Annotated in this window: 18 protein-coding genes; 10 read left to right on the top strand and 8 right to left on the bottom strand. The window is 68.0% G+C overall.

Annotation, left to right across the window (positions count from 1 at the left end; all coding sequences use genetic code 11):
* Positions 1–13: 13 nt before the first annotated feature.
* The 4 genes from ACZ2G1_RS10820 to ACZ2G1_RS10835 all read right to left on the bottom strand — a co-directional run bounded on the left by ACZ2G1_RS10820 (position 14) and on the right by ACZ2G1_RS10835 (position 4,232).
* Positions 14–1,258: an IS110 family RNA-guided transposase gene (locus tag ACZ2G1_RS10820; RefSeq protein WP_470376742.1), complete on the bottom strand. Its 1,245-nt coding sequence runs from the start codon at positions 1,256–1,258 to the stop codon at positions 14–16.
* A 285-nt stretch (positions 1,259–1,543) separates the two neighbouring features.
* Complete coding sequence (gene istB, locus ACZ2G1_RS10825) at positions 1,544–2,344, bottom strand: IS21-like element helper ATPase IstB (RefSeq protein ID WP_470376743.1); 801 nt, start codon at positions 2,342–2,344, stop codon at positions 1,544–1,546.
* A gap of 1 nt (position 2,345) precedes the next feature.
* A complete protein-coding gene (gene istA, locus ACZ2G1_RS10830) occupies positions 2,346–3,590 on the bottom strand; it encodes an IS21 family transposase (RefSeq protein WP_470376744.1) in 1,245 nt (414 codons plus the stop codon).
* A gap of 123 nt (positions 3,591–3,713) precedes the next feature.
* Positions 3,714–4,232: a DUF3093 domain-containing protein gene (locus ACZ2G1_RS10835; protein WP_470376745.1), complete on the bottom strand. Its 519-nt coding sequence runs from the start codon at positions 4,230–4,232 to the stop codon at positions 3,714–3,716.
* A 725-nt stretch (positions 4,233–4,957) separates the two neighbouring features.
* Here ACZ2G1_RS10835 and ACZ2G1_RS10840 point away from each other — a divergent pair.
* A protein-coding gene (locus ACZ2G1_RS10840; RefSeq protein WP_470376678.1) for an IS5 family transposase occupies positions 4,958–5,787 on the top strand; the annotation gives its coding sequence in 2 pieces (ribosomal slippage) (positions 4,958–5,309 and positions 5,309–5,787; 831 coding nt in all).
* 95 nt (positions 5,788–5,882) lie between these two features.
* On the opposite strand, the gene ACZ2G1_RS10845 is transcribed toward ACZ2G1_RS10840, so the two are convergent.
* A complete protein-coding gene (locus ACZ2G1_RS10845; RefSeq protein ID WP_470376746.1) occupies positions 5,883–6,686 on the bottom strand; it encodes a WecB/TagA/CpsF family glycosyltransferase in 804 nt (267 codons plus the stop codon).
* Positions 6,687–7,235: 549 nt separating this feature from the next.
* Between ACZ2G1_RS10845 and ACZ2G1_RS10850 the strand changes: the two genes are divergently transcribed.
* From ACZ2G1_RS10850 to ACZ2G1_RS10875, 6 genes are all read left to right on the top strand, one after another.
* Positions 7,236–8,420 carry a D-alanyl-D-alanine carboxypeptidase family protein gene (locus tag ACZ2G1_RS10850; RefSeq protein ID WP_470376747.1) on the top strand — a complete coding sequence of 395 codons (1,185 nt, stop codon included), beginning with the start codon at positions 7,236–7,238 and terminating at the stop codon, positions 8,418–8,420.
* A 78-nt stretch (positions 8,421–8,498) separates the two neighbouring features.
* Complete coding sequence (locus ACZ2G1_RS10855) at positions 8,499–9,965, top strand: alanine/glycine:cation symporter family protein (protein WP_470376748.1); 1,467 nt, start codon at positions 8,499–8,501, stop codon at positions 9,963–9,965.
* Between the two features lie 310 nt (positions 9,966–10,275).
* The gene (locus tag ACZ2G1_RS10860) at positions 10,276–11,535 is read left to right on the top strand and encodes an MFS transporter (RefSeq protein WP_470376749.1); all 1,260 of its coding nucleotides are present in this window, start codon (positions 10,276–10,278) and stop codon (positions 11,533–11,535) included.
* A complete protein-coding gene (locus tag ACZ2G1_RS10865) occupies positions 11,519–11,893 on the top strand; it encodes an ArsR/SmtB family transcription factor (protein ID WP_470376750.1) in 375 nt (124 codons plus the stop codon). Before ACZ2G1_RS10860 ends, ACZ2G1_RS10865 begins: the two co-directional genes overlap by 17 nt.
* 92 nt (positions 11,894–11,985) lie before the next feature.
* Positions 11,986–12,711, top strand: coding sequence for a response regulator (locus tag ACZ2G1_RS10870; RefSeq protein WP_470376751.1), 726 nt, complete (start codon positions 11,986–11,988; stop codon positions 12,709–12,711).
* A gap of 56 nt (positions 12,712–12,767) precedes the next feature.
* Complete coding sequence (locus ACZ2G1_RS10875; RefSeq protein WP_470376752.1) at positions 12,768–13,847, top strand: sensor histidine kinase; 1,080 nt, start codon at positions 12,768–12,770, stop codon at positions 13,845–13,847.
* Between the two features lie 111 nt (positions 13,848–13,958).
* Here the strand turns inward: ACZ2G1_RS10875 and ACZ2G1_RS10880 are convergent, their stop codons facing one another.
* A complete protein-coding gene (locus tag ACZ2G1_RS10880) occupies positions 13,959–15,068 on the bottom strand; it encodes a heparan-alpha-glucosaminide N-acetyltransferase domain-containing protein (protein ID WP_470376753.1) in 1,110 nt (369 codons plus the stop codon).
* A 566-nt stretch (positions 15,069–15,634) separates the two neighbouring features.
* Here ACZ2G1_RS10880 and ACZ2G1_RS10885 point away from each other — a divergent pair.
* Positions 15,635–15,928 (top strand): hypothetical protein, encoded by a 294-nt coding sequence (locus ACZ2G1_RS10885; protein ID WP_470376754.1) that lies wholly within the window; start codon positions 15,635–15,637, stop codon positions 15,926–15,928.
* Between the two features lie 132 nt (positions 15,929–16,060).
* Here the strand turns inward: ACZ2G1_RS10885 and ACZ2G1_RS10890 are convergent, their stop codons facing one another.
* Together ACZ2G1_RS10890 and ACZ2G1_RS10895 are read right to left on the bottom strand one after the other, a co-directional pair.
* Positions 16,061–17,179, bottom strand: a complete 1,119-nt coding sequence (locus ACZ2G1_RS10890) for a heparan-alpha-glucosaminide N-acetyltransferase domain-containing protein (RefSeq protein WP_470376755.1) — start codon at positions 17,177–17,179, stop codon at positions 16,061–16,063.
* Between the two features lie 1,135 nt (positions 17,180–18,314).
* Positions 18,315–19,562 (bottom strand): IS256 family transposase, encoded by a 1,248-nt coding sequence (locus tag ACZ2G1_RS10895; protein ID WP_031282481.1) that lies wholly within the window; start codon positions 19,560–19,562, stop codon positions 18,315–18,317.
* A gap of 1,019 nt (positions 19,563–20,581) precedes the next feature.
* Here ACZ2G1_RS10895 and ACZ2G1_RS10900 point away from each other — a divergent pair.
* A complete protein-coding gene (locus ACZ2G1_RS10900) occupies positions 20,582–22,783 on the top strand; it encodes a hypothetical protein (RefSeq protein ID WP_470376756.1) in 2,202 nt (733 codons plus the stop codon).
* A gap of 124 nt (positions 22,784–22,907) precedes the next feature.
* Positions 22,908–24,404, top strand: a complete 1,497-nt coding sequence (gene pelF, locus ACZ2G1_RS10905) for a GT4 family glycosyltransferase PelF (RefSeq protein WP_470376757.1) — start codon at positions 22,908–22,910, stop codon at positions 24,402–24,404.
* The last annotated feature ends 21 nt before the right edge of the window (positions 24,405–24,425 follow it).

Here is a 24,425-nt window from a genome sequence, read left to right on the forward strand (position 1 = left end):
GCTCCTATTGATGTCAAAGGGTGAGTAGCCATTGTCGGTAGGCGATGGCCAGCTGGGCGTTGGGGCGTGTGCCGCGTTCGAGTTCGCTGATGCGTGCGGTGACGGTGCCGAGGTGGTGAGCTGCTTGGGCGAGGGTGAGTCCGCGGGCGTGGCGCATGGGCCGGAGGTCGTTGGTGCGCGGGACGGGGGCTGGGTGGACGAGCAGGTGCCAGGCTTCTCGGGCGATGGCGCGCTTGAGGCAGCGGAGCACGTCCTTGGTGTTCTTTCCGGTGGTGCGGAGCTTTTCGGCGTAGGCGCGGGTTCTCGGATCGGTGGCCAGTCGCACGAGGGCGATCTGGTGCAGGGCCCAGTTCGCCTGCCGATTGCCGCCGCGATTGAGGCGATGCCGGTTCGTTCTGCCTGAACTGGCGGGGATGGGGGCGGCGCCGCACAGTGCTGCGAAGGAGGCCTCCGAACGCAAGCGGGCCGGGTTGTCACCGGCCGCGGTGAGCAGGGTGGCGCCGGTCACCACACCGTAGCCCTTGGTCGCCAGCAGCGCGGGGGCGACGTCGGTGAGGAGCTTGCGCAGCTCGAGGTCGATGTCGGTGACCTCTGCGGTGAGTGCCTGGTGGCGGCGGGCCAGGCGGCGCAAGGCTTGACCGGTCGTGGTCGTGACGGTCTCGCAGGCGTCACCGGGCCGGGTCGCGGCCAGGGCCCTGACCAGGGCGTCGCCGTCGAGGTCGGCCCAGCGGGTGCGGACGGGATCGGGTGCGGTGATCAGCAGCGATTGGATCTGGCGCAGCGCGGCGACGCGGGCTTTCATCGCGCTGCGTCGGACGGTCAGCAGGACCCGGATCTGCTCGACCCGGCCGTCGCCGGCCTTGGCCACGGGCAGGCTCTCGGGCTCGGCGAGGGCTTGTTGGGCAGCCGCGTAGGCGTCGATCGGGTCGGACTTCCCGCGCCGCCGCTGGGCGCGTTTGGGACGGATCACCTCGCGGATCGGGACGCCGGCAGCAGTCAGGAACCGCGCGAGGCCGGCGCCGTAGGAGTTCGTGCCCTCGAGGCCGATCAAGGTGAGCGGCCCGTATGAGGTAACGAACGCGAGTAGCAGCTCGTAACCGGCCGGCGTTGCCGGGACCTTCAGATCCCCCAGGCGCGCACCGGTCGCAGCGAGCACCGCGACGTGATGGGTGTCTTTGTGCGTGTCGACACCTGCGACGACGCCGACGGGGGCGACCGTAACGATCGGGGCCGTGCGTTCCGGGGCTGTTGTTGTCATGATGATCCCGTGCCTTCCTCACCAGTGGGCACGTCGGTCAGGGGCCGGGCAGACAGGACGTTGATGGGGCTCTCCAGGCTCATATGAAGTCATGCCCGCCTCTGACCGACGCAGATCGGTCACCCCACCGTCGGGAGCGTGGACTGATCAGATCAAAGGCAGACCCGCATGAGCCGCCAGTCAAGGCCAGAGTCACACGCCCCCGACGACGAGGCACTTCCATCATCAACGTCAACGGCGAGTGAAAACTGACCCCTTTTCGGCATCTGAAGGTTGACCCCCTGATCACTCGTTTTCTTGGGTTCCGGCCGCGGGCACGCGGCCGAGGTCTCGGTTCTTCAGCCGGTAGGAGTCGCCCTTCAGGGCGATGACTTCGGCATGGTGCACGAGGCGGTCGATCATGGCCGCGGCCACGACGTCGTCGCCGAAGACCTCGCCCCACCGGCCGAAGGGCTTGTTGCTGGTCACGATCAGCGAGGCCCGCTCGTAGCGGGAGGACACCAGCTGGAAGAACAGGTTCGCGGCCTCGGGCTCGAAGGGGATGTAGCCGACCTCGTCGATGACCAGCAGCGGGATCCGGGCCAGCTTGCGCAGCTCGGCCTGCAGCACCCCTCCCTGGTGGGCCGCGGCCAGGCGGTCGACCCATTCGGCGGCGGTGGCAAAGTGCACCCGATGCCCGGCCTGGCAGGCGCGGATGGCGAGGCCGGTGGCCAGGTGCGTCTTGCCCGTGCCCGGGGGCCCGAGGAAAACCACGTTGTCCTTGGCCGCGACGAAGTCCAGGGTGCCCAGATGCGCGATCTGCTCCCGGCGCAACCCGCGGGCGTGATCGAAGTCGAAGTCCTCCAGCCCCTTGCGCGCCGGGAAGCGGGCCGCACGTATGCGGCCCTCCCCGCCGTGTGCTTCCCGGGCGGCGACCTCGCGCTGCAGGCAGGCCAGCAGGAACTCCTGGTGGCTCCACCCCTCGGTGTGGGCGCGCTCGAGCAACCTCGGCACGGCCTCGCGCAGGGTGGGGGCTTTCAGCGCCCGGGTCAGATAGGCCAGTTCCGCACCCCAGTCCCGGGCGGTGGCCGATGTCCTGCTCGTCATCTCAGGCCACCCCCTCATCGATCAGGGCATCCCCGGTCAGGGCGTCGTAGACGCTCAGATCCCGCTGCTCGACCTCGGTGGCCGCCGGCGGCACGGGCACGGCCAGCCGGCCCCGGCGCAGCGCGACCGCGGCGGCCGCGTGGGCCGGGTCGGTGAAGCTCTGATGCTTCGCCCAGGAGCGTGGGTGCTCGGCCACCACGACCCCCTCGCACCGCACCACGACCCGTTCCAGGTCCGCGGCCACCTGTATCCGCCGCCCGATCGCGGTCGGGTTCACGGAGTAGTCGTTGGAATCCAGGCGCACGTAGTGGTCCCGCGGCAACCGGGTCGACCAGGCCCACCCGGTGGCCGGGGCCACCGGGGGCAGGGGCAGCATTCCCGTCCGGTCCGCGGCGACACGCTCGGCCGGGGTGCATCCGAGCACCCGCATCGAGCGGTGGTTGCTGCCCGCCACCCACCGGCCGATCTGGGTGTTGAAGTCGGCCGGGGACGTGAAGGTCCGCCCGGGCAGGAACGAGGTCTCCAGGTGGTCGTGGAAGCGCTCGACCATGCCCTTGGCCTCGGGGTCGGCGGGCTTGCAGATGATCACCTTCGCCCCCAGCACCCCGCGGAAGGCGTGGGTGGCCGCCGTGAGTTCCGGGGCCCGGGCCCGCCACCGGCCCACCGCGCCCTCTCCGTCCCACACCAGCGTCCTGGGCACCGCCCCGAGGGTCTGCAGGTTCGCCCACCACCCGGCGAACAGATCCTGCTCGCCCCGTGAGGGCACCAGCACCGCGGCCCGAAACCGGGAGTACCCGCTGACCATCGTCAGCACCGGCAGCCGCGGAGCCGTGCGGGTCTGCCCGCACCCCACGGGCAGAGTGATGTCGGGGAACCAGAAGTCGAACTGCGCCAGCTCCCCGGGCCGGTAGACCGTGCGCGAGGCCGGATCCGGGGGCAGATACACCGGGCGCAGCTCCGCCACCCGATCGCGCAGCACCCGGATGGAGCGGTCCCACCCGATCCGCTCGGCGATCACCGTCGCCGGCATCGACGGATACGCCTGCAGCAGCTCGCGGATCTGCGGCTCCACCGCGTCCACGATCGACCCGCCCGGCACCCGCTGGTAGCGCGGCGGCTCGTGCGCTGCCAGCGCCTTCTTCACGGTGTTCTTCGAACACCCCATCATCCGCGCGATCGCCTTGATCGGGATGCCCTCACCCCGGTGCAACCGCCGGATCTCCGCCCAGTTCTCCACGCTCAACACCCGCTTCCTCCCGTCCTCGTCGTGAGAACAGGGTCCAGCAGGGGGTCAAACTTCGCCTGCCGCCACGGGGTCAGTTTTCACGTGCCGCCGACAAAAAGGTCCATCTCGTGACGGACGTCAGACTCAGCCAGCAGAAAGCATCTCGACGATGCGCTCCGGGTGGCGGGTGGAAGTCAGCCAGTATGGAGTGGGGTCCACCGGGTCAGTGATCTCAATGCGCACCACCGGGCCCACGGAAACCCGGAAGTTCATAAAGGCCCTACCGTCCAGCCCGGGCCCGCGCACTAGACGCACCTCGTCACCGCGGAACGCCTCCGCCTCCCCGACGAACCGGCGCTCGATACGAGCCCGGCCGACCTGCAGGTAATCGCCGGTGATGACGATGGAAGTTGTGGAGACCACGAGCGCCACAGCGGTGCCCACGGCGGCTACCGCTGTGGCAGCCACGGCGACCCAGAGATTGATCGGGGCCAAGGCGAGGAAGGTGGTGATACCCGTGAGCAGCACGAGCAACCACATCCACCAGGCCGCGGAGAGATTCTCCTTGTATAGGATCTCGGCCCCGGAGCCTCCGAACGAGGAGGGGCGGTGGCCACGGGAGCTGTTGAGCGGATCGCCAGCCGGGGTAGCAGATTCGGACATGCTTTAACCCTCTCATGACCGTCACCCTCACCCCGTGCGAAAGAGCCCGTCCGTGATGCTCTGAGCTGCTGGTGGCAGACCCCGCCCGCGACCGCCGCGACGTCGGAAGACGATCTAGACGCTATGAGGGTCCACGCTGAGTGCAGGCCAGGAGCCCTGCTCGCAAGTTAGCGTGGGTTGCCCGGGCCAGGGGGACTGTCCGATAAACGGTGTGTGGCCCGGCGACTCGCTGCAGCAGCGCGGCATGTTGACGCTTCGATGGCCCCGCGGTGGCCGTGCTGGACACCACCATTTGGCTCCAACTGTGAGGGGATATGTCTGGTTTGCGGGCTGGAGCGAGAGGTAAAATTGAGGGGCAAGACTGGCGTATCCCCGTGATGGATCGGGCAAGGATCCAGAGCGATATTGCTCCCGCTCAAGGGCAACGTCAGGAGTTGGGGGACAACCACCCTGCACGCACCGCAGAGCGTGCAGGGTGGAGTGCTCCTCGACTGAGAGCGCGCCGACCGTCTTTGCAAGGGGGCGCGCCCTCTTTGTCTTTCTGCCGGTCAATCCGTGCCCTCGGGTGGGGACCGGCTTACTCGGTTAGGCACCTAGCGAAGCGCTTTCCCTACGGAGCGCCCGCCGCCGGTATTGGTGTTCGGCCCATGAGCACTAAGAAATGGTTTCAATAGTTATGGGTGAGGCATTGAGCGGTGTCCACCCGGCTGGTGATCATGGCTGCTATGACGAGTCAGAAGACCTCCAGGCGGCTGGTCAGCGACCAGTTGTGGGAGTTGCTGGAACCCTTGATCCCACCGCCCCCGCGGGCGAAGAACGGGCGCACCGGGCGACCGCGCGTGGATGACCGAGCGGCCCTCAACGGCATCCTGTTCGTGGCCGAGCACGGCATCGCCTGGAAGAAACTGCCCGTGGAGCTGGGCTTCGGCTCCGGGATCACCTGCTGGCGCCGACTGCGCGCCTGGCAGGAGGCCGGAGTATGGGAGAAGCTCCACCACGCCGTCCTCGACCAGCTTGGGCAGGACGGGGCGCTGGACTGGTCGAGAGCGTCTTTGGACTCGGTCAGTGTCCGGGCGAAAAAGGGGGCGAGCTGACCGGGCCCAACCCCACTGACCGCGGCAAACTCGGCACCAAGTACCACCTGCTGGTCACCGCCGACGGGCTGCCTTTGGCAGTGGCGATCACCGGGGCCAACCGGCACGACTCCATGCTCGTGGAGCCGATCCTGGACGGACTGAGCCCGGTCAAAGGCCCAGTCCGTGGCCGGCCACGGCGCCGACCGGTCAAGTTGCACGCGGACAAGGCCTACGACAACAAGAGGGTGCGCCGCTACCTGCGCCGACGCGGAATTACCGCCCGCATCGCCCGGATCGGGGTGGACTCCAGCGAACGCCTGGGCCGCTACCGCTGGGTCGTGGAACGCACCATCGCCTGGTTGCTGGCCTTCCGCCGCCTGGCCATCCGATACGACCGCAGCGCGGCCACGGTCACCGCCGTAGCGACCCTGGCCATCACCGTCATCTGCGCCCGGCGACTGCCCCGCAAAGACTATTGAAACCACTTCTAATTGTAAGAGGGCATGACGTTCTTGACACCGGTCGTGAGCGGTGGGTCAGGACGGAAAGTCTCGGCCCGCCGCTCATGGCCGGCTCAGGAGCTGGCGTCCACCCCCGCGGCGTCCGGCCGGACGGCCTTGGCCGCCAGGAGATAGGCGAGGATCCACGGCTCGACGAGGTATCGGTGGCCCAGCCGCCGCGGCTGGGTGGCCAGCCGGTAGGCCCATTCCAGGCCCATGGGCCCGAGCCAGCGCGGGGCCGATTTCTGGATACCGGAGTACTGGTCGATCACCCCGCCGACGGCCGCGTAGATCGCCGTGGGCAGCTCCTCCCAGTGCCGGCTCAGAAACTCCTCCTGCAATGGCATGCCCAGGCCCACGATGACAAAGTCCGGTCGGAACTCCTGCAGGGTTCCGACGGTGCGGTCCTCGAGGGCGGGGCCCCACCCTTCGCCCGGCCAGCCCTCGACCGTGCGCTCCGGGTCCTCCGCACGAAGCAGGGCGACCGTGGCGGCGTTGCTCTCGGGGCTCGCGCCGATGACGGCGATGCGGCGCACCGGGGTGCTCCGGATCAGGCCGGGCAGCCAGTCCATGGTGCCGATACGGTGCCGCCTGGCGCTGAGCGGCCGCCCGGACTGCCACTTGGCCATTTTCAGGATGGGAAAGCCATCCGTCAGCACCACGTCGGCCTTGTCGTAGAAGGCGCGGAACGTCGGGTTGACCTCCCACGTGTAGAGACTGTGCAGATTGTGGCCGAGGATCACGGTCTTGCGCCGCTCCTCCCATGTGGCCGCAATCCACTGGTGCAGCTCATTGGTGTCCATCGGTGTCACCCGGATGCCGCTGACCGGGATCTCGATCTTGCCCAGCCTGTCCGTCTGAGTCTGGTACTTAAGCATGTGTTCCCCCACTGGTTCGGCAGTTGCTGCCTCATCGTTCGTCAGTCGGCACATTCGCCCACCGCCGTGGGATCCCCCAGATCCTGATTGGCACACGAGACACCGTCCCGTGGGCGCAGCATTCGGGAACACCAGCCCGTGTTCCCCCCAAATACCCGCCAATATTCACATTAGCAACACTTGACTTTCCCGAATGCCCCCACTTCCGTGCTGCACTGTCCCCCAAGATGCAGCTATTTGCATGGATGGAGGTCGGTCAAAAGGTCATTCAGACGCTGGCATGCTCCCACCAGCCGGCCAACAACGCCTGCAACGGTGCCGTGCCGTGTCCGGGCGCGGAACTACCGGTCGCATGGGTCGGCTGGGGGCCTGACCTGCCTCGACTCCACGCCGCGGCACGCCTACGGGCTCTGTGCTGCGCGGACCCGTGGCGACCTGGCCGAGCCCTCGACTCCCAGTCACGGAACCGGATTTGCTATCCAAAAGTGTTTTCCGCCCTTAGCCTGAACGAGTACGCGGGGGCGTACTCGAGGACACTGCGGGGGAATCATGGAAGGAATCATCCGAGACACCTCTTCCACGGTCAGACGACGCGGCTGGGGGCGGCGGGGGTTGCTGGGGTTGCTGAGCGCGCTGGCGCTGGTGGTCGCGCCGCTGACCGTTCCGGCGTTCGGTGCCACCCCGATCGCCGCCGAGTATCAACGCCTCGGCGGTACGGCCGGGCGGCTGGGTCCGGCCGTGTCCTCGGAGGTCTGCGGGATCCGCGACGGCGGCTGCTACCAGCGCTTCCGCGGCGGTGACATCCACTGGTCCGCGAAAACAGGGGCGCGGGCGACCTGGGGAGGAATCAAGGGCGCCTGGGCGGCACAGCGATACGAACGCGGCGAACTCGGTTACCCGACCGGCAGGGAGACCTGCGGGCTGCGCGACGGCGGGTGTTCCCAGTCCTTCCAGGGTGGGTCCGTCGTATGGTCCAAGGCGACTGGGGGCCGCCCGATCTGGGGTGGGATTCGTGCGCGGTGGATGCGCGAGGGCGCCGAGCACGGTGCGCTGGGGTACCCCACCACGGCCGAGAGGTGCTCGGGGGGAACCTGTCGGCAGGGTTTCCAGCGCGGCACCATCACCTGGAGCGCCGGCTCCGGCACCCATGCGGTCCGAGAGGTGGACCGGGCCGGATCTCTTTACGTCGTCGTCAACAAGCGGCGCCCGCTGTCCCCGAAGAGGTACGTGCCCGACAACCTCGTCGACGTCGGCAACGACCAGCGTTTGCGCGCGGAGGCAGCGGCCGCGTTCGGCCGGATGCAGGCGGCCGCGGGGGCGGCGGACGTGCCCATCATCGCCGTCAGCGGCTACCGGTCCTACGACTACCAGGTCGACTTGCACCAGTACTACCTGAACCTGCACGGGCCCGAACTTGCGGTGATGTACTCGCTGCGGCCCGGCCACAGCGAGCACCAGACCGGTCTGGCCGTTGACGTGGGCAACGCCGACGGCACGTGCGCGGTGGACTTCACCTGCTTCCAGGATACCCCGGCAGGGATCTGGGCCAAGAACAACGCCCACAAGTACGGCTTCATCATCCGCTACCCCCAGGGCCAGACCGCCACGACCGGACTCAACTACGAGGCCTGGCACCTGCGCTACGTCGGCACCGCGATCTCGACCGGGATGGTGAAGCAAAACATCCCCACCCTGGAGCACTACATGGACCTGCCCGCCGCACCCACCTACTGAGCACCCGGCACCCACACCGGAGAAGTCGGGCCCACCGACTGCGCGGTTCCCACCGACCCGACACCTACGGGAGACCACATGTTTGAGAGGACCCTCGATGCCCTGGGCGACGTCGTCTGGGGACCCTACGCCCTCATCCCGCTGCTGCTGCTGACCGGCCTGTACCTGACCATCCGGCTGGGCGGGCTGCAGTTCCACAAGCTGGTCCCCGCGCTGCGGCTGGCCCTGGTCGACCGCAAGGACGCGGACGCCCGCGGCGGTGACGTCTCCCAGTTCCAGGCTCTGACCACGGCGTTGGCTGCGACGGTGGGGACCGGCAACATCGTGGGCGTGGCCACCGCGATCTCGATCGGCGGGCCCGGCGCCCTGTTCTGGATGTGGGTCACCGGCCTGCTCGGCATGGCCTCCAAGTACTCCGAGGCGTTCCTGGCCGTGCGGTTCCGCACCACGGATGCCAAGGGTGAGATCTCCGGCGGCCCGCAGTACTACCTGGAGCGCGGCATCCGCAACGGGTTCGGCAAGTTCCTGGCGATCTTCTTCGCCATCGCCGCCGCGCTGGCCGCCTTCGGCATCGGCAACCTGGTCCAGGGCAACTCCATCGCGGGCAACCTCCAGCGCTCCTTCAGCGTCCCCGTCGGGGTGACCGGTGCGATGCTCACGGTGCTGACGCTGGCCGTGCTCGTGGGTGGCATCAAGTCCATCGGGAAGGTCACGGTGGGCTTCGTGCCCGTCATGATCGTCTTCTACGTCCTGGGCGCCCTGTTCATCCTCATCGTCAACGTCGCGGCCATCCCGCAGGCGATCGTGCTGATCTTCACCGACGCCTTCTCCGGCACCGCGGCGGTCGGCGGGTTCGCCGGATCGGCCATCATGCTCGCCGTGCAGATGGGCATCGCTCGGGGCTCCTTCTCCCACGAGTCCGGGATGGGCGCAGCCGCGATCGCCGCGGCCGCGGCCCGAACCACCCACCCGGTCCGGGCGGGCCTGGTGGCCATGACCCAGACGTTCATCGTCACCCTCGTGATCTCCTGCACCGGCCTGGTGCTCATCACCACCGGGGTCTGGGAGCAGGGGGCGGACTTCGCGGGGACCATGACCGGCGACGCGTTCAGCCAGGGCCTGCCCGGGCGGTGGGGCCACTACGTGGTCACCATCGGGCTGGTGATGTTCGCGTACTCGACGATCCTCGGGTGGGCCTACTACGGTGAGCGCTGCATGGAGCGGCTCTTCGGCGCCGCGGCCGTGATGCCCTACCGGGTGGTCTTCTCCCTGGTCGTCTACGTGGGCTGCACCGTGCCCCTGACCACGGCCTGGAGTCTCGCCAGCGCCATGAACGGCCTCATGGCCCTGCCCAACATCCTCGGACTGCTGCTGCTCTCCGGGCTGGTCGTACGGGAGACGAAGCACTATCTGGACCACGACCCCGAGCTACGGGCGGACCGCCGGCAGGTCGAGGCGTTCATGCAGGGCCACCCCGGGGCGATCGACTCCTACCAGCGCACCAGCCTCCAACGCTCCCCAGCGCCCAAGGGCCCGGCCTCCTGACGGGGTCCGGGCTCTGCGCTGGTGTGCAACTGAGGAAGCCCTCAGACAACGACTTTGGGGTCTTTTGCCGGAGGCATCTGCAAGGTCTCTCCCCGCCGAGGGCGCAGAACTGCCCCCCCCCGCTCCTGCCTTCCCTTTGCTCCTCTTCGCCGTGGAGCGCCCGCAGAACACCCCGCCCGAGGGTGTACAGCACGTTGCACTGCGGGAGAGCTGGCCTCGGTGCGGGTGGGACTGGGTTGGCAATAGGCCCGTCCCCCCACTACCTTTAAAGTGCACATTTATGCACATATGCACTAATGGGGGTGGGGTCATGCTCACGGTTTTGTGGAACCGGACCTACCGGCACCTGTTCACCGCCCAGGTGGTGGCGCTGCTGGGCACCGGGCTGCTGACGGTCGCCCTGGGATTGTTGGCCTTCGACCTGGCCGGAGCCAATGCGGGGGCGGTACTGGGCACGGCGTTGACGATCAAGATGGTCGCCTACGTCGGGCTCGCCCCGGTGGTCAACGCCCTGGTGGCCAAGCTTCCGCCGAAACCGGTGCTGATCGGCGCTGATGTGGTCCGGGCGGGCATGGCCTTGTGTCTGCCGTTCATCTCCGAGGTGTGGCAGATCTACGCCGTGGTGTTCGTGCTGCAGGCGGCCTCGGCGACTTTCACCCCGGCCTTCCAATCGGTGATTCCCGCGGTGTTGCCGGGCGAACGTGACTACACGAACGCGCTGTCGCTGTCGCGGTTGGCCTATGACCTGGAGGCTCTGGTCAGTCCGGTCGCAGCCGCGGTGGCGCTGAGCGTGCTCAGCTACCACGACCTGTTCCTGGGCACAGCGGTCGGGTTCGTGGTCTCAGCCCTGATGGTGGCCACCACCGCCCTGCCCGCCTCCCGCACGGTGACCGGGGTTCTGGGTTCGGTGTGGCACCGCACGACCCTGGGGGCCCGAATTTTCTGGTCCACCCCGCGGCTGCGGTCCCTGCTGGCCCTGGACCTGGTGGTGGCCGCCCCCACCGCTCTGGTGCTGGTAAACACGGTGGTCTACGTCCGTGACGTGCTGGGCCGGGCGGAGACGGATCTGGCGATCGCCCTGGCCGCCTACGGCATCGGCTCCATGGCCGTGGCCCTGGCCGCCCCGAGCGTGCTCGAGCGGTGCGGGACCCGGGCGGTGATGCTCACCGGGGCGGCCGTGCTCCCGGTGGTAATGGTCACTACCACCGTGTTCTCCTTCCAGCCCGGTACGGGGTGGGGGGTGCTGCTGGGCCTGTGGCTGGTGCTGGGGGCGGGGACCTCCAGCATCCTCACCCCCTCGGCGCGGGTGCTGCGCGATGTCTCCGATGAGCACACCCGCCCCTACGTGTTCACCGCCCAGTTCTCGCTGTCTCACGCCTGCTTCATCCTCACCTACCCGGTCGCCGGGTGGGTCGGGGCCCAGGCCGGGCTCGGAGCCGCGGCGACCACCCTGACCGTGATCGCAGCCGTGGCCGCCGGCACCGCCCACATCTCCTGGCCCCGCCCCGTGATTCCAACCCCGGCGGCGGAGACGGTAGGGAAGGATGGGTTCCGTGAACACCGCTCCTGAGGCCCCCACGCCGGCCCCTGCGGCACCCTCCTTGGTGCATCCGGTCAGCCCGGGCCCGGAGTTGCTGGACAGTGCCGCGGCCACGTTGCGGATGCTGGCCGAACCCACCCGGCTGCACCTGTTGTGGCAGCTCACCCACGGTGCGCGCACCGTCACCGAGCTGGTCGAGGCCACCGGGGCCGCCCGCACGGTAGTCTCCCAGCACCTGGCCAAGTTGCGCCTGTCCGGGCTGGTGGACTCCCGCAAGGAGGGACGGCACGTGATCTACTCCGTACCCGACGGCCATTTGAACCGCTTGGTGACCGAGATCGTCAACCACACCGACCACCGACTCACCGGCGAACCCGTCCACGACTAGCCCGCCATCCCGGACCCTGTGACACGGCCAACCGGGGCACCGAGGCTCACACCACAGCACGCACAGCACAGCGATCAGGACAGGGAGGACAGATGACGGATCCGCTCACCGGGCGTGTTCTGGTGGTCGACGACGAGGTCGATCTGGCGCAGTTGGTCGCGGAGTATCTGCGCAAGGCCGGGCTTCAGGTCGCGGTGCGCCACGACGGCGCGCACGCGGTGGCCGCGGTGCGAGATTTCGCCCCGGACGTGCTAGTGCTCGATCTCGGGCTGCCGGGGATCGACGGGATCGAGGTGTGCCGTCAGGTGCGGACCTTCTCCGACTGCCACGTGCTGATCCTCACCGCCCGCGACGACGAGATCGACAAGATCGTGGGCCTGTCCGTGGGAGCCGATGACTACGTGACCAAGCCGTTCAGTCCGCGCGAGCTCGTGGCCCGGGTGCAGGCCATGCTGCGCCGGGCCCGCACCCGGCCCGCACCCACCCCAGCGCCGGCGCCGGCGGATCCGGGGCGGGGGCTGGTGATCGGGGATCTGGTGGTGGACGAGGCCGCCCGGGACGTGCACCTGGCCGGGGAGCCGGTCCTGTTGACCCGGATCGAGTTCGACCTGCTGGCCGCCCTGGCGGCCCACCCGCATTTGGTGCTCTCGCGCCGGCAGCTGGTGGAGATGGTCTGGGACACCGCCTGGACCGGGGACGCGCACCTGGTGGACGTGCACATCGGGCGGATCCGCAAGAAGCTCGCCGACGAGGCCGCCAGCCCGCGGTTCATCCACACCATCCGCGGGGTCGGCTACCGGATGGGCACCGGACGATGAGCGCCACCACCTCAACAGACCAACGCTGGACCTGGAGCCCGTTGACGGTGCGGCTAATGCTGGCCCAGACCGCGGTGCTGGCCATCGGGCTGATCATCGTGGTGATCACTGCGGTGCTGGTCGGGCCGCGGATGTTCTACCACGAGCTCGTCGAGACCGGCCACGCCGATGCGGCCACCGGCTTGGTGCACCTGGAGGACGCCTTCCGCTCGGTGAGCCTCACCGCCCTAACCATCGGAGGGCTGCCGGCGCTCTACATCGCCGGGATGCTCACCTTCTACCTCTACCGCACGATCGGGCGGTCCCTGACCTCCTTCAGCGCCGCAGCCCAGGAAGTGGCCGCCGGCAACTACGACGTGCGCGTCACCTCCACCAAACTGGGCCCGGAGTTCGACTCCCTGGCCGGGTCCTTCAACGACATGGCCGCCAAGCTCGACGCCGTGGACACCACTCGGCGCCAGATGCTGGCCGATCTGGCGCACGAGATGCGCACCCCCCTGGCCAGTCTCAAAGGCCACCTGGAAGGCATCGAGGACGGAGTGGTCGAACTCGACGAGCACACCACCGGGATCCTCTCCGCCCAGATCGCCCGCCTGGAACGCCTGGCCCGCGACATCCGCCAGCTCACCGCCGCCGAAGAAGGCATGACCCGCCTACAAATCACGCCCCAGGACGCTGAGCGCCTGGCGGCCCAGGCGGTCGCGGCCATCGAGCCCGACGCCGCCGGTAAGGGCGTGTCGATCACCTCGTTGAGCACCGGCATGGACGTCACCCCGATCCCGTTGGACCCGGAGCGGATGGGTCAGGTGCTGAGCAACCTGCTGGAGAACGCGCTGCGCCACACCCCGCCCGGGGGCACCATCGTCCTGCATACTGACCACACCCCGGAGGCCGTCACCTATACGGTCACCGATTCCGGGGAAGGCATCAGTGAGGAGAACCTTCTGCACGTCTTCGAGCGCTTCTACCGCGCCCACACCGGCCGGGAGGCCCACCGGGGCGGCTCGGGGCTGGGGCTGGCGATCAGCAAGGCCCTGGTCGAGGCCCAGGGCGGGACCCTGGATGCCGCCAGTGCCGGCCCCGGGCGCGGGGCCAGCTTCCGGATCCACCTGCCCCGCCACCGGCCCACCGACTGAGCCCCCAGGGAGCACTCAAGCTCGAGGTCTGGGAACGACAACGGGCCGTGCCCGCCACCGCAGCTGTTCAGCTGCGGTGGCGGGCACGGCCCACAGGGGGTGCAGTGGCGTCTACCCGTGCGAGGACCCGGACGTTCTGTCCAGGACGAGCCGGCGGGTGCCCTTCACGCTGAGCCCGATGACCCGCTCCAGCGGGCCCTGGCCGAGGGCCCGGTGCCAGGCCACCGCGAACAGCGCCGCGACCACCAGGTGGATGATGAACCACAGGTAGGGCTGGTCGTAGTGGATCTCAAAGGACAGCGCCACCAGGTGGGCGGTGTAGAGGGTCAAGGTCATCGCGCCCATCGCCGCCAGTGGCATCAGCCAGGCCTCGGCCTTGCGGGCGATCAGCAGGAGGGCTCCGAGCACGGCCAGGCTCACGCCCAGGCTGGCCGCGATGGCCAGCGGGGTGTTGGTGTGTGGGGTGGCGATCGCCAGCCACCACACCGTGGAGGTGGGCAGCGAGTCCGGGCCCCACACCAGCACTTCCTCCAGCTCGTGTTCGTCCATCGAGGAGGCGTCCAGCAGCCGCTGGTAGCCGCCGAAGGCGTAGAGCAGGAAGTAGGAGGTGGCCTGGGCGAAGATCGCGACCCCGATGCCGACGACGAGCAGCCGGATCTGGACCTCCTGCTTGCGCAGGTTCAATCGGCCGAGCCCCATTCCGACCAGCAGGTACGTCATGTAGGGGAGAGCCGGGTAGGACCCGGTGAGTAGTAGCTGGGAGGCCGTGGCCCCCGGTTCGGCCAGCACGGTGGTGAGGGTGGGGTTGTAGGAGCTCCACTCGGGTAGCTGATCGAGCAGGCCCTGCATCAGCAGCGGGGACACGATCCCGAAGACCGCCGCACAGATGAACAGCGCCTTCGGGCCGGCGTGCAGGAAGGGGATCGCCAGCAGGAAGAACACCCCGTAGTAGATCAGGATGTTGTAGGCCGGCGGGTCCTCCGACATCAGGGTCCCGATCCACAGACCGACTGCGGCGATGAGCACCGCCCGTACCAGCAGTCCGATCCGGTCGGCGGTCATCCTCTGGCCCTCGTGCGGGTGGCGCCCACCGGAGGTCAGCGCCAGACCCACCCCGGCCAGTAGGGCGAACAGGGCTGCGGAGTCTCCGGAGAACACCCGCCAGGTGAAGCTGGCCTCTCCGGTTTCCTCGTTCCAGGAGGGCAGGATGTGGATGGCCATCAGCCCGATTAGCGCCAGTCCCCTCGCCGCGTCGATCCCCATCAGCCGGCGTGTGGGCCGGATCAGTGCATCGTCGAGTCCCCCTGGATCGGTTTTCTCCGCTCGTGACATCGCGCTCATGACTCCCCCTGATCGAGCCGGCCCTCTCCGGGCCGGCGAAGCGTGCGGCCCGTAGGACCACGTCCGTGGCCCCGGGGCGTCCGGAGCCGATCTGACTTCAGGGTCTCGTCCACATTTGGCGCTGACCTCGCGGGATCCTCAAGATTCCGTAAAGACTTCGACGGGGTCTCACCCCAGGTGAGCCCGGCCACGGGCCGGTCTGTCGACGCCCGGGGCCCACGCAGCATCGCTCAGGCTCGTCACAGTCACCGCAAAAGCATCTTCTGGACGGCGAGGGTTTGCGCCGTGCGCCTTGCGGTTCCCAGGATGGGATCACGCGGTGCCCGTTGCACCCGTGGAGCAGCCCGCTCCCGACAGGGCCGTTCGGAGTTGGGGGACCAATGAGCGATACCACCATGGGCCGGGCCACCAGTGGCGAAGCGAGCCGATGGGCCGTGGAGGCCTCCGTGAGGACCACCCACCGGGTGGACGAGCCCGTGATCGCGGCGGTGAGGGCCTCCATCGCCTCCTGTCACGGTGTGGCTCGTAGCACGGGTGCGCCCGGTGTGTTCCTGCGGATACGGCTCGAGGCCGAGACCCCAGCGGCCGCCTACAGCACCGCTCTGGCTCTGCTGGCACGGACGGTGTTGCCGGTGCTGGAAGGATCCACGCTGATGGATCTGCGCGTCACCGCCGACGAGACCCTACCGGGGCACCCCGTGGCCCCCACCCCCAGCGCGGTCCTGGGAACGGCTCCGTGATTCTCGCCTCGGACCGCAGGCACCCGGTGGAGGAGATCTTCCCGGTCTCCATGCCGACAGTGTCGCTCGACCCGGTGGCCGTCTCCGCACCCGCTCCCTGAGCACACGCCACGGTACGGGTGCGGAACCGGTTCAGGTCTGCCGTTTCCGGCCGAGCACGAGCCGGCGGACGGTGCGCACGACCCCGGCGACGACCCGCTCGAGGGGGCCCTGCCCGAAGGCCAGGTGCCAGATCAGGGCGAAGACCAGGGCGACGCCGATGTGGATGAGGAACCACAGGGGCTGGTCGTAGTGCACCTCCGCAGCTAGGCCCAGCAGGTGGGCGGAGTACACGGTCAGCGTCATCGAGCCCATCGCCGACAGCGGCAGCAACCAGCGCCCGGCCCCGCGGGCCAGCAGCAGGAACAGCCCCAGCACCGCCGTCGCCGAGCCCAGGCCCAGCAGCAGGGCCAGCGGGGTGTTGGTGTACGGGCCGGTGATCGCCAGCCACCACCAGGTGGTGGTGGGCAGGGTGGGATCCGGGCCGAAGTTGATGATGTCGTCGATCAGTTCTTCGTTCAGGGCGGGGGTCCGGGCCAGCAGCTGGGCGTAGCCCCCCGCCTGGAGGATCAGCACCCAATAGGCGAACCACGCCGTCACCGCCAGGAACGCCCCCAGCAACAGCAACGACGTCTGGATCTGGACGTCAGCCAGATCCAGCCGGCCGATCGCCAACCCGGCCAGCAGATAGGCCAGATACGGCAGGGCGGGAAAGGTCCCGGTCAGCATCAACTGGGCCGCCGTGGCCCCGGGGCTGTCCACCAGGTCGAGGACGGTCGGGTTGGACCGCTCGATCGCGGGCAGGACGTCGCGCAGCAGGTGCATCAGCACCGGACCGGCCAGGGCGAAGAACCCCGCCCAGACGAACAGGGCCCGGGCGGTCAGGGACAGGAACGGGATCGCCAGCAGGAAGAACACCCCGTAGTAGACCAGGATGTTCACCGCCGGGACCTCGGCCAGGCTCTCTCCCGGCAGTGCTTCGTTGATCGCCAGTCCCAGGCCCGCGATCAGTACCGCGCGCACCGCCACCCCTACCCGGTCAGCCGTCATCGCCCGCCCGGTGTGCCGGGTGCGCCCGCCCGTGCTGAAAGCCAGGCCCACCCCGGCCAGCAGGGCGAACAGGGCCGCGGAGCGGCCGGCGAACACAGCCCACTGCGCGGTGGGCTCGAAGGTCACCGGGTCCCAAGACGGCAGGATGTGGACGGCGATCATCCCGATCAGCGCCAGCCCGCGGGCAGCGTCGATCCCGAGCAGACGCCGCTTGCGCGGGCCTGCCTCCGCGGTGCTTGTCCCGTTCGCCGCAGGTTCGCCCGCAGCATCAGAAGTGACCGAACGTGGACCGCTTCGTGTCCATGGGGCGCTGCGCGCCGGGCGTCCGTGAAAATCTGTCATGACGAGCTCTACCCCCCCTGTGCTGCACCGGCGGGCCCCCTGCCCGCTGAACCGGAACACGACCCCGGTACAGGATTTACTAAAGCAAGGGCGGATATAGCTGAGGTATTCGCTGTCTGGCAGTTGTCTGTGAAGGTAGGCGGGTCGGTCCAGAGCGACTCCTGCGGCGGGACCACGCATGGACGAGCCTTCCGACACTTTGCCCGAACACTTCAGGACGGAAGGTGCGACAGTGCGCTTCATGAAGACTCGCAGGTACCCCTGGGCATAGAACCTCAAGCCGGACAGCGAGGAAGGGGCCTCAGGCCACTCCGGGAGGCCGAGACTGGTGCGCCGCCCAGATGGAAGGCACCGCCTCGGCGAGGCAGCCCCGAACTTCACCGGGTACGCCAATCGGTCCCTCCAGCGAATCCAGAGTGACCGGACGTCGCTCGTTTTCGGGCCCGCGCCGGCTGATCCTGCCGTCCGCGATACGGCCCGGTTGCCTCAGGAGAACCAGCGCCGAGCAACGGAGCTGGAGAGGGCGAAGGCGGTGACCGAGGTGCCGGGAAAACTCTCGACGCTGCTGGACACGCCTGCAACCGCCGTCAACGGCAACGCACAGTGACCGACGCCGGAACCACCGAGCTGGGGGGTGCCCCCACCACGCCCAGGCCGCATTCGTCCTATGGGAAAGGGTGCCCTGGCTTCAAAGGGATGCTGAGCCAGGGCACCCTCACACCGCTACCCCGAGGCATTGCCCGGGGTAGCGGCCGATGAGAACTGGGGGTTCCCAAAGGGAAAGCTACGTCGTCTTCACCCCAGAAAACAGGGCTCGGAGCCGATGGCGACCATGCTTGATGGAAACTACACACCCCCTTTACCTAAGCTCAACGAACGGCGCCGGAGCCAACCACAAGAGTCCTCGATCACCGGGTCAAGCCCCGAGAAGTGGTGTAGCGATCTTTCGTAGGGGTCAGGCAGTGAGGGCGGTCAGGGGGTCGGGGATCACCTCGCTTCCGGTGCGGGCCACGGGGGTGAGCCGGCAACGGGTGAGGACCTCGAGTCCGAGGTAGCGGCGGCCCTCGGCCCACTCATCGGTCTGCTCGGCCAGCACCGCGCCCACGAGGCGAACGATGGCGGCTCGGTTGGGGAAGATCCCGACCGCGTCGGTGCGCCGGCGGATCTCCTTGTTCAGCCTCTCGGCGGGGTTGTTGGACCAGATCTGCATCCACACGTCTTTCGGGAAGCCGGTGAAGGCCAGCAGGTCCTCCCGGGCGTCGGCCAGGTGCTCAGCCACCTCGGGCAGCTTCTCGGCGACGTAGTCGATCAGCCGGTCGAACTGGGCGTTCACCGCGGCGGCATCGGGCTGGTCATAGACCGAGTGCAGCATCGCCTTCACGGCCGGCCACATGCTCTTCGGGCAGATCGACATGAGATTGGCCGCGTAGTGGGTGCGGCACCGCTGCCAGGACGCCCCGGGCAGGTGCGCGGCGATCGCGTCCTTGAGACCGGCGTGGGCGTCACTGGTGACCAGGCGGACTCCGCCCAGGCCCCGGGCCACCAGGTCGGCGAAGAACTCGTTCCACGCCGCCCCGGTCTCGGCCGTGGCCACCCGCATGCCCAGGACCTCCCGGTGGCCGTCGCCGTTGACTCCGGTGGCCAGCAGCACGACCGCGTTGACCACGCGCCCGCCCTCTCGGACTTTCATGGTCAGTGCGTCGGCGGCGACGAACGTGAACGGGCCGGCCTCGTCCAGGGGTCGGTGGCGGAAGGACTCCACGTGCTCGTCGAGGTCGGTGGCCATGCGCGAGACCTGGGACTTCGACAGGGAGTTGATGCCCAGGGTCTTCACCAGCTTGTCCATCCGACGGGTCGAGACCCCGGCGAGGTAACAGTCGGCGACCACGGTGATCAGCGCGGACTCAGCCCGTTTGCGCCGCTCCAGCAACCACTCGGGGAAGTAGGTGCCGGTGCGCAGTTTCGGCACGGCGACGTCGATCGTGCCGATGCGGGTGTCGAGGTCGCGGTGCCGGTAGCCGTTGCGCTGCGCAGACCGGGTCGGGGTGGGCTTGCCCCATTCGGCGCCGACCACCGCCTCGGCATCAGCAGACAAGAGAGCGTTGATCACCGTCTGCAACAAGCTGCGCATCAGATCCGGGGACGCGTCGGACAGGGCTTCGCCGAGCAGGCCAGCAGGGTCGACAATATGAGGAGCGGTCATCGTGATGATGTCCTTTCGAGGGTGCTGTGAGAGGTGAACTCGAAAGATCTCACGGTGGCCGCGCTCTCGTCGGCAACGACGAGCAGGGCCACCGCGCTACACCACTATCGGGGGCTCAACTGATCACCGTTGCGCCCTCCTGCGGGTGACACCAGCATTGGGCCGGCACCGAAGAGCAACCCGGTCAGAAGCTCAGAACTAGCAGGTCTTGGTTGCGCCGAGGGAGCGTGGCCCTGAACATTCCGAGGTCGCGGGCGCCCCGGGTGACCGGCTCCCCGTCTCGATGAGCTAGGCGCGTTCCGGGGCGGGAATCCGATGACGGTCTGGCGCCGTCCGCCGACATCCGCTCCGGCGGCCCGACGCTGGGGCCCCGAGTCGGTAATGCGTTTCTACTTGATCTCCGGCTCCCCTGGGCCGCGGCGGCCATGACGGTAAAGATCGTCGCCCCCTGTGGGTACGGGGGCTCCACACCCCCGCCCAGGGTCAGCACCCGTAGACCAGCACTCTGGGTGCTGGAGGTCATGTGGGATGGCTTGTGTCGAGTGTCCTGGGATGTCGGATCAGGTGAAGACCGAGCCGCAGGGGGCGCCAGCGCCCCGATCGCGAAGGCCCGCTCGATGCGGTGTATTCGTCATCACCGTCCGGCAACCCACGACACTCTTGGCATGATCATGTGGGGTTTTTCCTTGCCAGAGGGGTCGCGGCCCGATCTACAGCTCGTTGTCCCGCCGTCATCTTAAGTAAACAGGCACTTGTCTTGTCCGCTCTTTTGCGGACGTTTGCCATTGATAATGCGGTTTGCAGAGGGCAACGTCCGGGGGGCCCTCGGGTTCGGGTCGCCGACCACATACTCTGCAAAAGATCTGTGCGAGCGGCGCCCCGGTGTCCAGGGATTGACGGTCGCACCAGGAAGGTCTGCGGGGGCAGGCCGTCACAGTGGGGGCAACATCATGAAATACATTTCTGTGTTCAAGGCTGGGTACGCTCCGGATCGGCCTCACGGGGGAACCCGTCGAGGGGTGAGGGGCGCCGCGCTGATCGGCGCGCTGTTGCTGCTGGCGGGTCCGGTGGCACAGTCGGTTCCAACATCCGCGGAGGCGGCGCAGGATGTGGCCGTCTCCAAGGCCGTCAACCCGAAAATCGATCTTAAGGTGCTCGTCGTATCCGACGGTTCGCCGATGGTCAGCGCGTACCAGGATCGACTCATCCGGGAGGGCATTCCCTACGAGGTTCTCGACCTAAACGCAGCCGGCCGGCCCGTGCTCGACAACGCCTTCCTGACCGTGCCGGACATCGAGGCTCCGCACGCCCGCTTCCAAGGCGTCATCATGCCGAACTCCGCGCCGGGTGGACTCGCCTCAGTCGAGCTCGACGCTCTGCATGACTACCAGGCGAAGTTCGGGGTGCGCCAGATCAGCGCCTACGTGTGGCCCAGCGCCCAGCACGGCATGAATACGCCGGTCTACTCCGGGGCCGTGGACGGCCAGACCGGGACGGTGACGGCCGCCGCCAAGCGCGACGGCCACGAGTACCTCAAGGGCGCGGTCAAGCTCGACAACATCGACACCGCGGTTACCGAGTCTTACGGCTACCTGGCCACGCCGGCGAACACGCCCGGCGTCACGGTCACCCCGTTTGTCACGACCCCCGTGCCCGGCACCTCGACCCAGGGTGTGCTCAGTGGCGTCTTCAACGACGGCTCGCGTGAGGAACTGTTCAACACCTACGCCTCCAACCAGTACCAGCAGCATTTCCAGGTGCTCAGCCATGGCCAGCTGGAGTGGTTAACCCGTGGTGTGCGCCTGGGCGAGTATGCCAACTGGTTCTCGGTCCACTCCGATGACGTCCTCCTGCCCGACGCCCTGTGGAATCCGGCGGGCAACTGCACCTACGGCGACGACTGCGACGAAAGGAAGTATCCCTCGACCACCCCGGGATCGACCGCGCGCATGACGGCAACCGACGTGTTGTACCAGAAGGACTGGCAGCAACAATGGAATTTCAAGATTGACGTTGTCTACAACGGTGCCGGTTCCGCCGAGTACATGCAGGAGAAGAACACCACCTCAGACCCCGTGCTTACCGCTTTCCGCAACAACGCAAGTGCGTTCCGGTCCATCAACCACACCTATTCGCATTCCTACCTCGGGTGCGAGCAGATCAGCACCGGGCTGGGGACGTGGGAATGTGCCCGGGACGCCTCGGGCGCCACCAGGTACGTCCCTCGGGCCACAATCGTCCAGGAGATCAATCAGAACAAGACCTTTGCGGCTCGCAACGGCTTTAAGCCCGAGGCGGCCGCTCTGGTCACCGGTCAACACTCCGGGCTCAAATCGTTGCCGCAGATGACACGGGACAACCCTAACCTCGCCCCTGCATTCTCCGAGACCGGGATTCGGTGGGTCGCATCCGACGCCTCCCGAGAGTCAGAGCAGCGGTCCGTCGGCTCGGCGCTCACCGTCCCGCGTTATCCGATGAACATCTTTTACAACACGGCCACCCGCACGCAGGCGGTCGACGAATACAACTGGATCTACACCTCACGGGCTAACGGGGGATCGGGCCTGTGCGAGGACAATCCCGCCACTTCGACGTGTATCAAACCGTTGTCCACCACCACCGGTTTCCAGAACTACATCGTCCCGATCGAGGCGCGCATCGCCCTGGGCCATATGGTCGGCAACGACCCGCGACCGCACTACGTGCACCAGTCGAACCAAACCCAGGACAGGATTATTTACCCGGTGCTACAGCGGATCCTGTCGTCCTACCGTGAGACCTTCGCCGTGAACACGCCGCTGGTCAACCCGACCATGACAAAGGCCGGGACCGAGCTCCAGGAACAACGCCTCTGGGCCGCAGAGAGGGACGCCACCGCCTTCTATTGGAAGGGCCAGGTACACATCTCAGCCACCGGTAACGGCGCGAGCGTCCCGGTCTCGATGCCAGACGGCTCCACGACCGGGGGGGCCGCCCTGCCGGAGACCTACGCCGGCAAGGACACCGGGCGGCTGGCCGTGGCGGCCGGCAACGTCAAGACGGTCCAGGTCGGCCAAATCGCCTGGGGCACGACGGCGCCCACCACGGTCGAAGCGCCGAGCCAGTTCAGCGATGCCTCTGTCCCGGAGGGCCCCTCCACGAAGGTGATCGTTCCGGACGAGCCCATCGTGGTCGAGGCGCCCACCACCTCGGACGCCGAGCCGGTCGCGGCGGCCCGGTAGGGGTGAAGATCACGCGGTGCCGGTCGGTGCGCTGGGGGGCGCGCCGACCGGCACCGCTCTCGGGCCATCGCCGCAGGAGCGAGTGGCCGTACTGCTATGGGGGAGTAGGAAAATGCGGATAGCAATGATCACGGAAGGCACCTACCCGGTCAATACCGGCGGCGTCAGCACGTGGTGCGACCAGCTCGTCTCGGGTATGGACGAGCACGAATTCGAGGTCACGGCGATCGTGGCCACCGGCCGGGAACCCATAACCTGGAAGCTTCCGCCGAACTTGCGCGAGGTGCGCCGGGTGCCGATGTGGGGTGATCAATCCATGCCGCTGCGGTTCCGCACCGCCGGACGACGCCGGGCCGAGGAGTTGCTGGACACCATGTGGGACGCCGCCCTCGGGGCGGACACCGCGGCCAACCACGAACGCTTCGGCGAGGCCGTCCACGGATTGGTCGAGGTCTCCCAGACCGTCTCCATCAGCCGGATGCTCGCCGCCAGGGGCTCGATTCCGGCGCTGCTGGCAGCATGGACGACCCAGCAGGTCCCCGGAGGCGCCCGCCCCCTGCACGTGGGTGAGGCCGTGATGGCCTGCGGCCTTGTGGACCGGGTGCTGTCCCTGGTCGACACTCGGCTAGGTGGCGTAGACGTCGTTCACGCCACCGGCAACGGCCCGTCCGCACTCGTAGGCCTGGCGCATATGTGGCGCACGGGCACCTCCGGGATCATGACCGAGCACGGTGTCTACCTGAGAGAACGCTACCTGGCCATGGCCAAGTCCGACTTGCCGTGGGCCGCCCGACGCGCGGTCATGGCGTTCACCTCGGCACTGTGCCGGCTCGCCTACCGGGAGTACTCCAAGATCCTGCCGGTCAACCGATTCAACGCTCGGTGGGAGAAGCTGCTCGGGGCGCCCGAGAACCGGGTCGAGACGATCGTTAACGGAGTCAACCCCACCACTTTCACCGCCGTGGAATCCGAACCGAAGGTCCCGACGATCTCCTTCGTGGGACGGATCGATCCGCTCAAGGACCTGGAAACACTGATCCGGGCCTTCGCTTTGGTCCGGGGGGACATCCCCGAGGCGCGGCTACGGATCTTCGGCCCAGTCCAGAGATCGAATATCCCGTACCAGCAACAAATGGTGGCGTTGGCTACCAAGCTCGGAGTCACCGGTGCGTTGACCTGGGAAGGCCCCTCCGCCGGCAGCCGGCCAGCAATCGAGGCCGGCAGCATCGTGGCGCTGTCGAGCATCTCCGAGGGACTGCCCTTCACCGTCGTCGAGGCGATGATGTCTGGTCGTGCGACGGTAAACACCGACGTCGGCGGGATCTCGGAGTGCCTTGACGATGAGCAGCGCACCGGCAGGGTCGTGCCCGCCAGGGACCCCAGAGCTTTCGCGGACGCCTGCGTAGAACTGCTTTCCAACGACCTGCTGCGTAAGCGCACCGGTCGACTTGCCCGCCAGCACAGCATGGCTAGATTCGACCTGCAGACCTGTCTGGACCACTACCGCGCCGAGTACCTTCGCGCCGCGCCCGTGGCGGCCGGTGACTCGCCCGTCGTCCAGACGGTGCCCACCACAGCTCACGGCGCCCCGACCGCCCCGGCCCTTGAGCGGGTGAGCTAGCAGTGGAGTCGCCGAAGGAAC

This window comes from Kocuria sp. KKT182, from assembly GCF_055635395.1.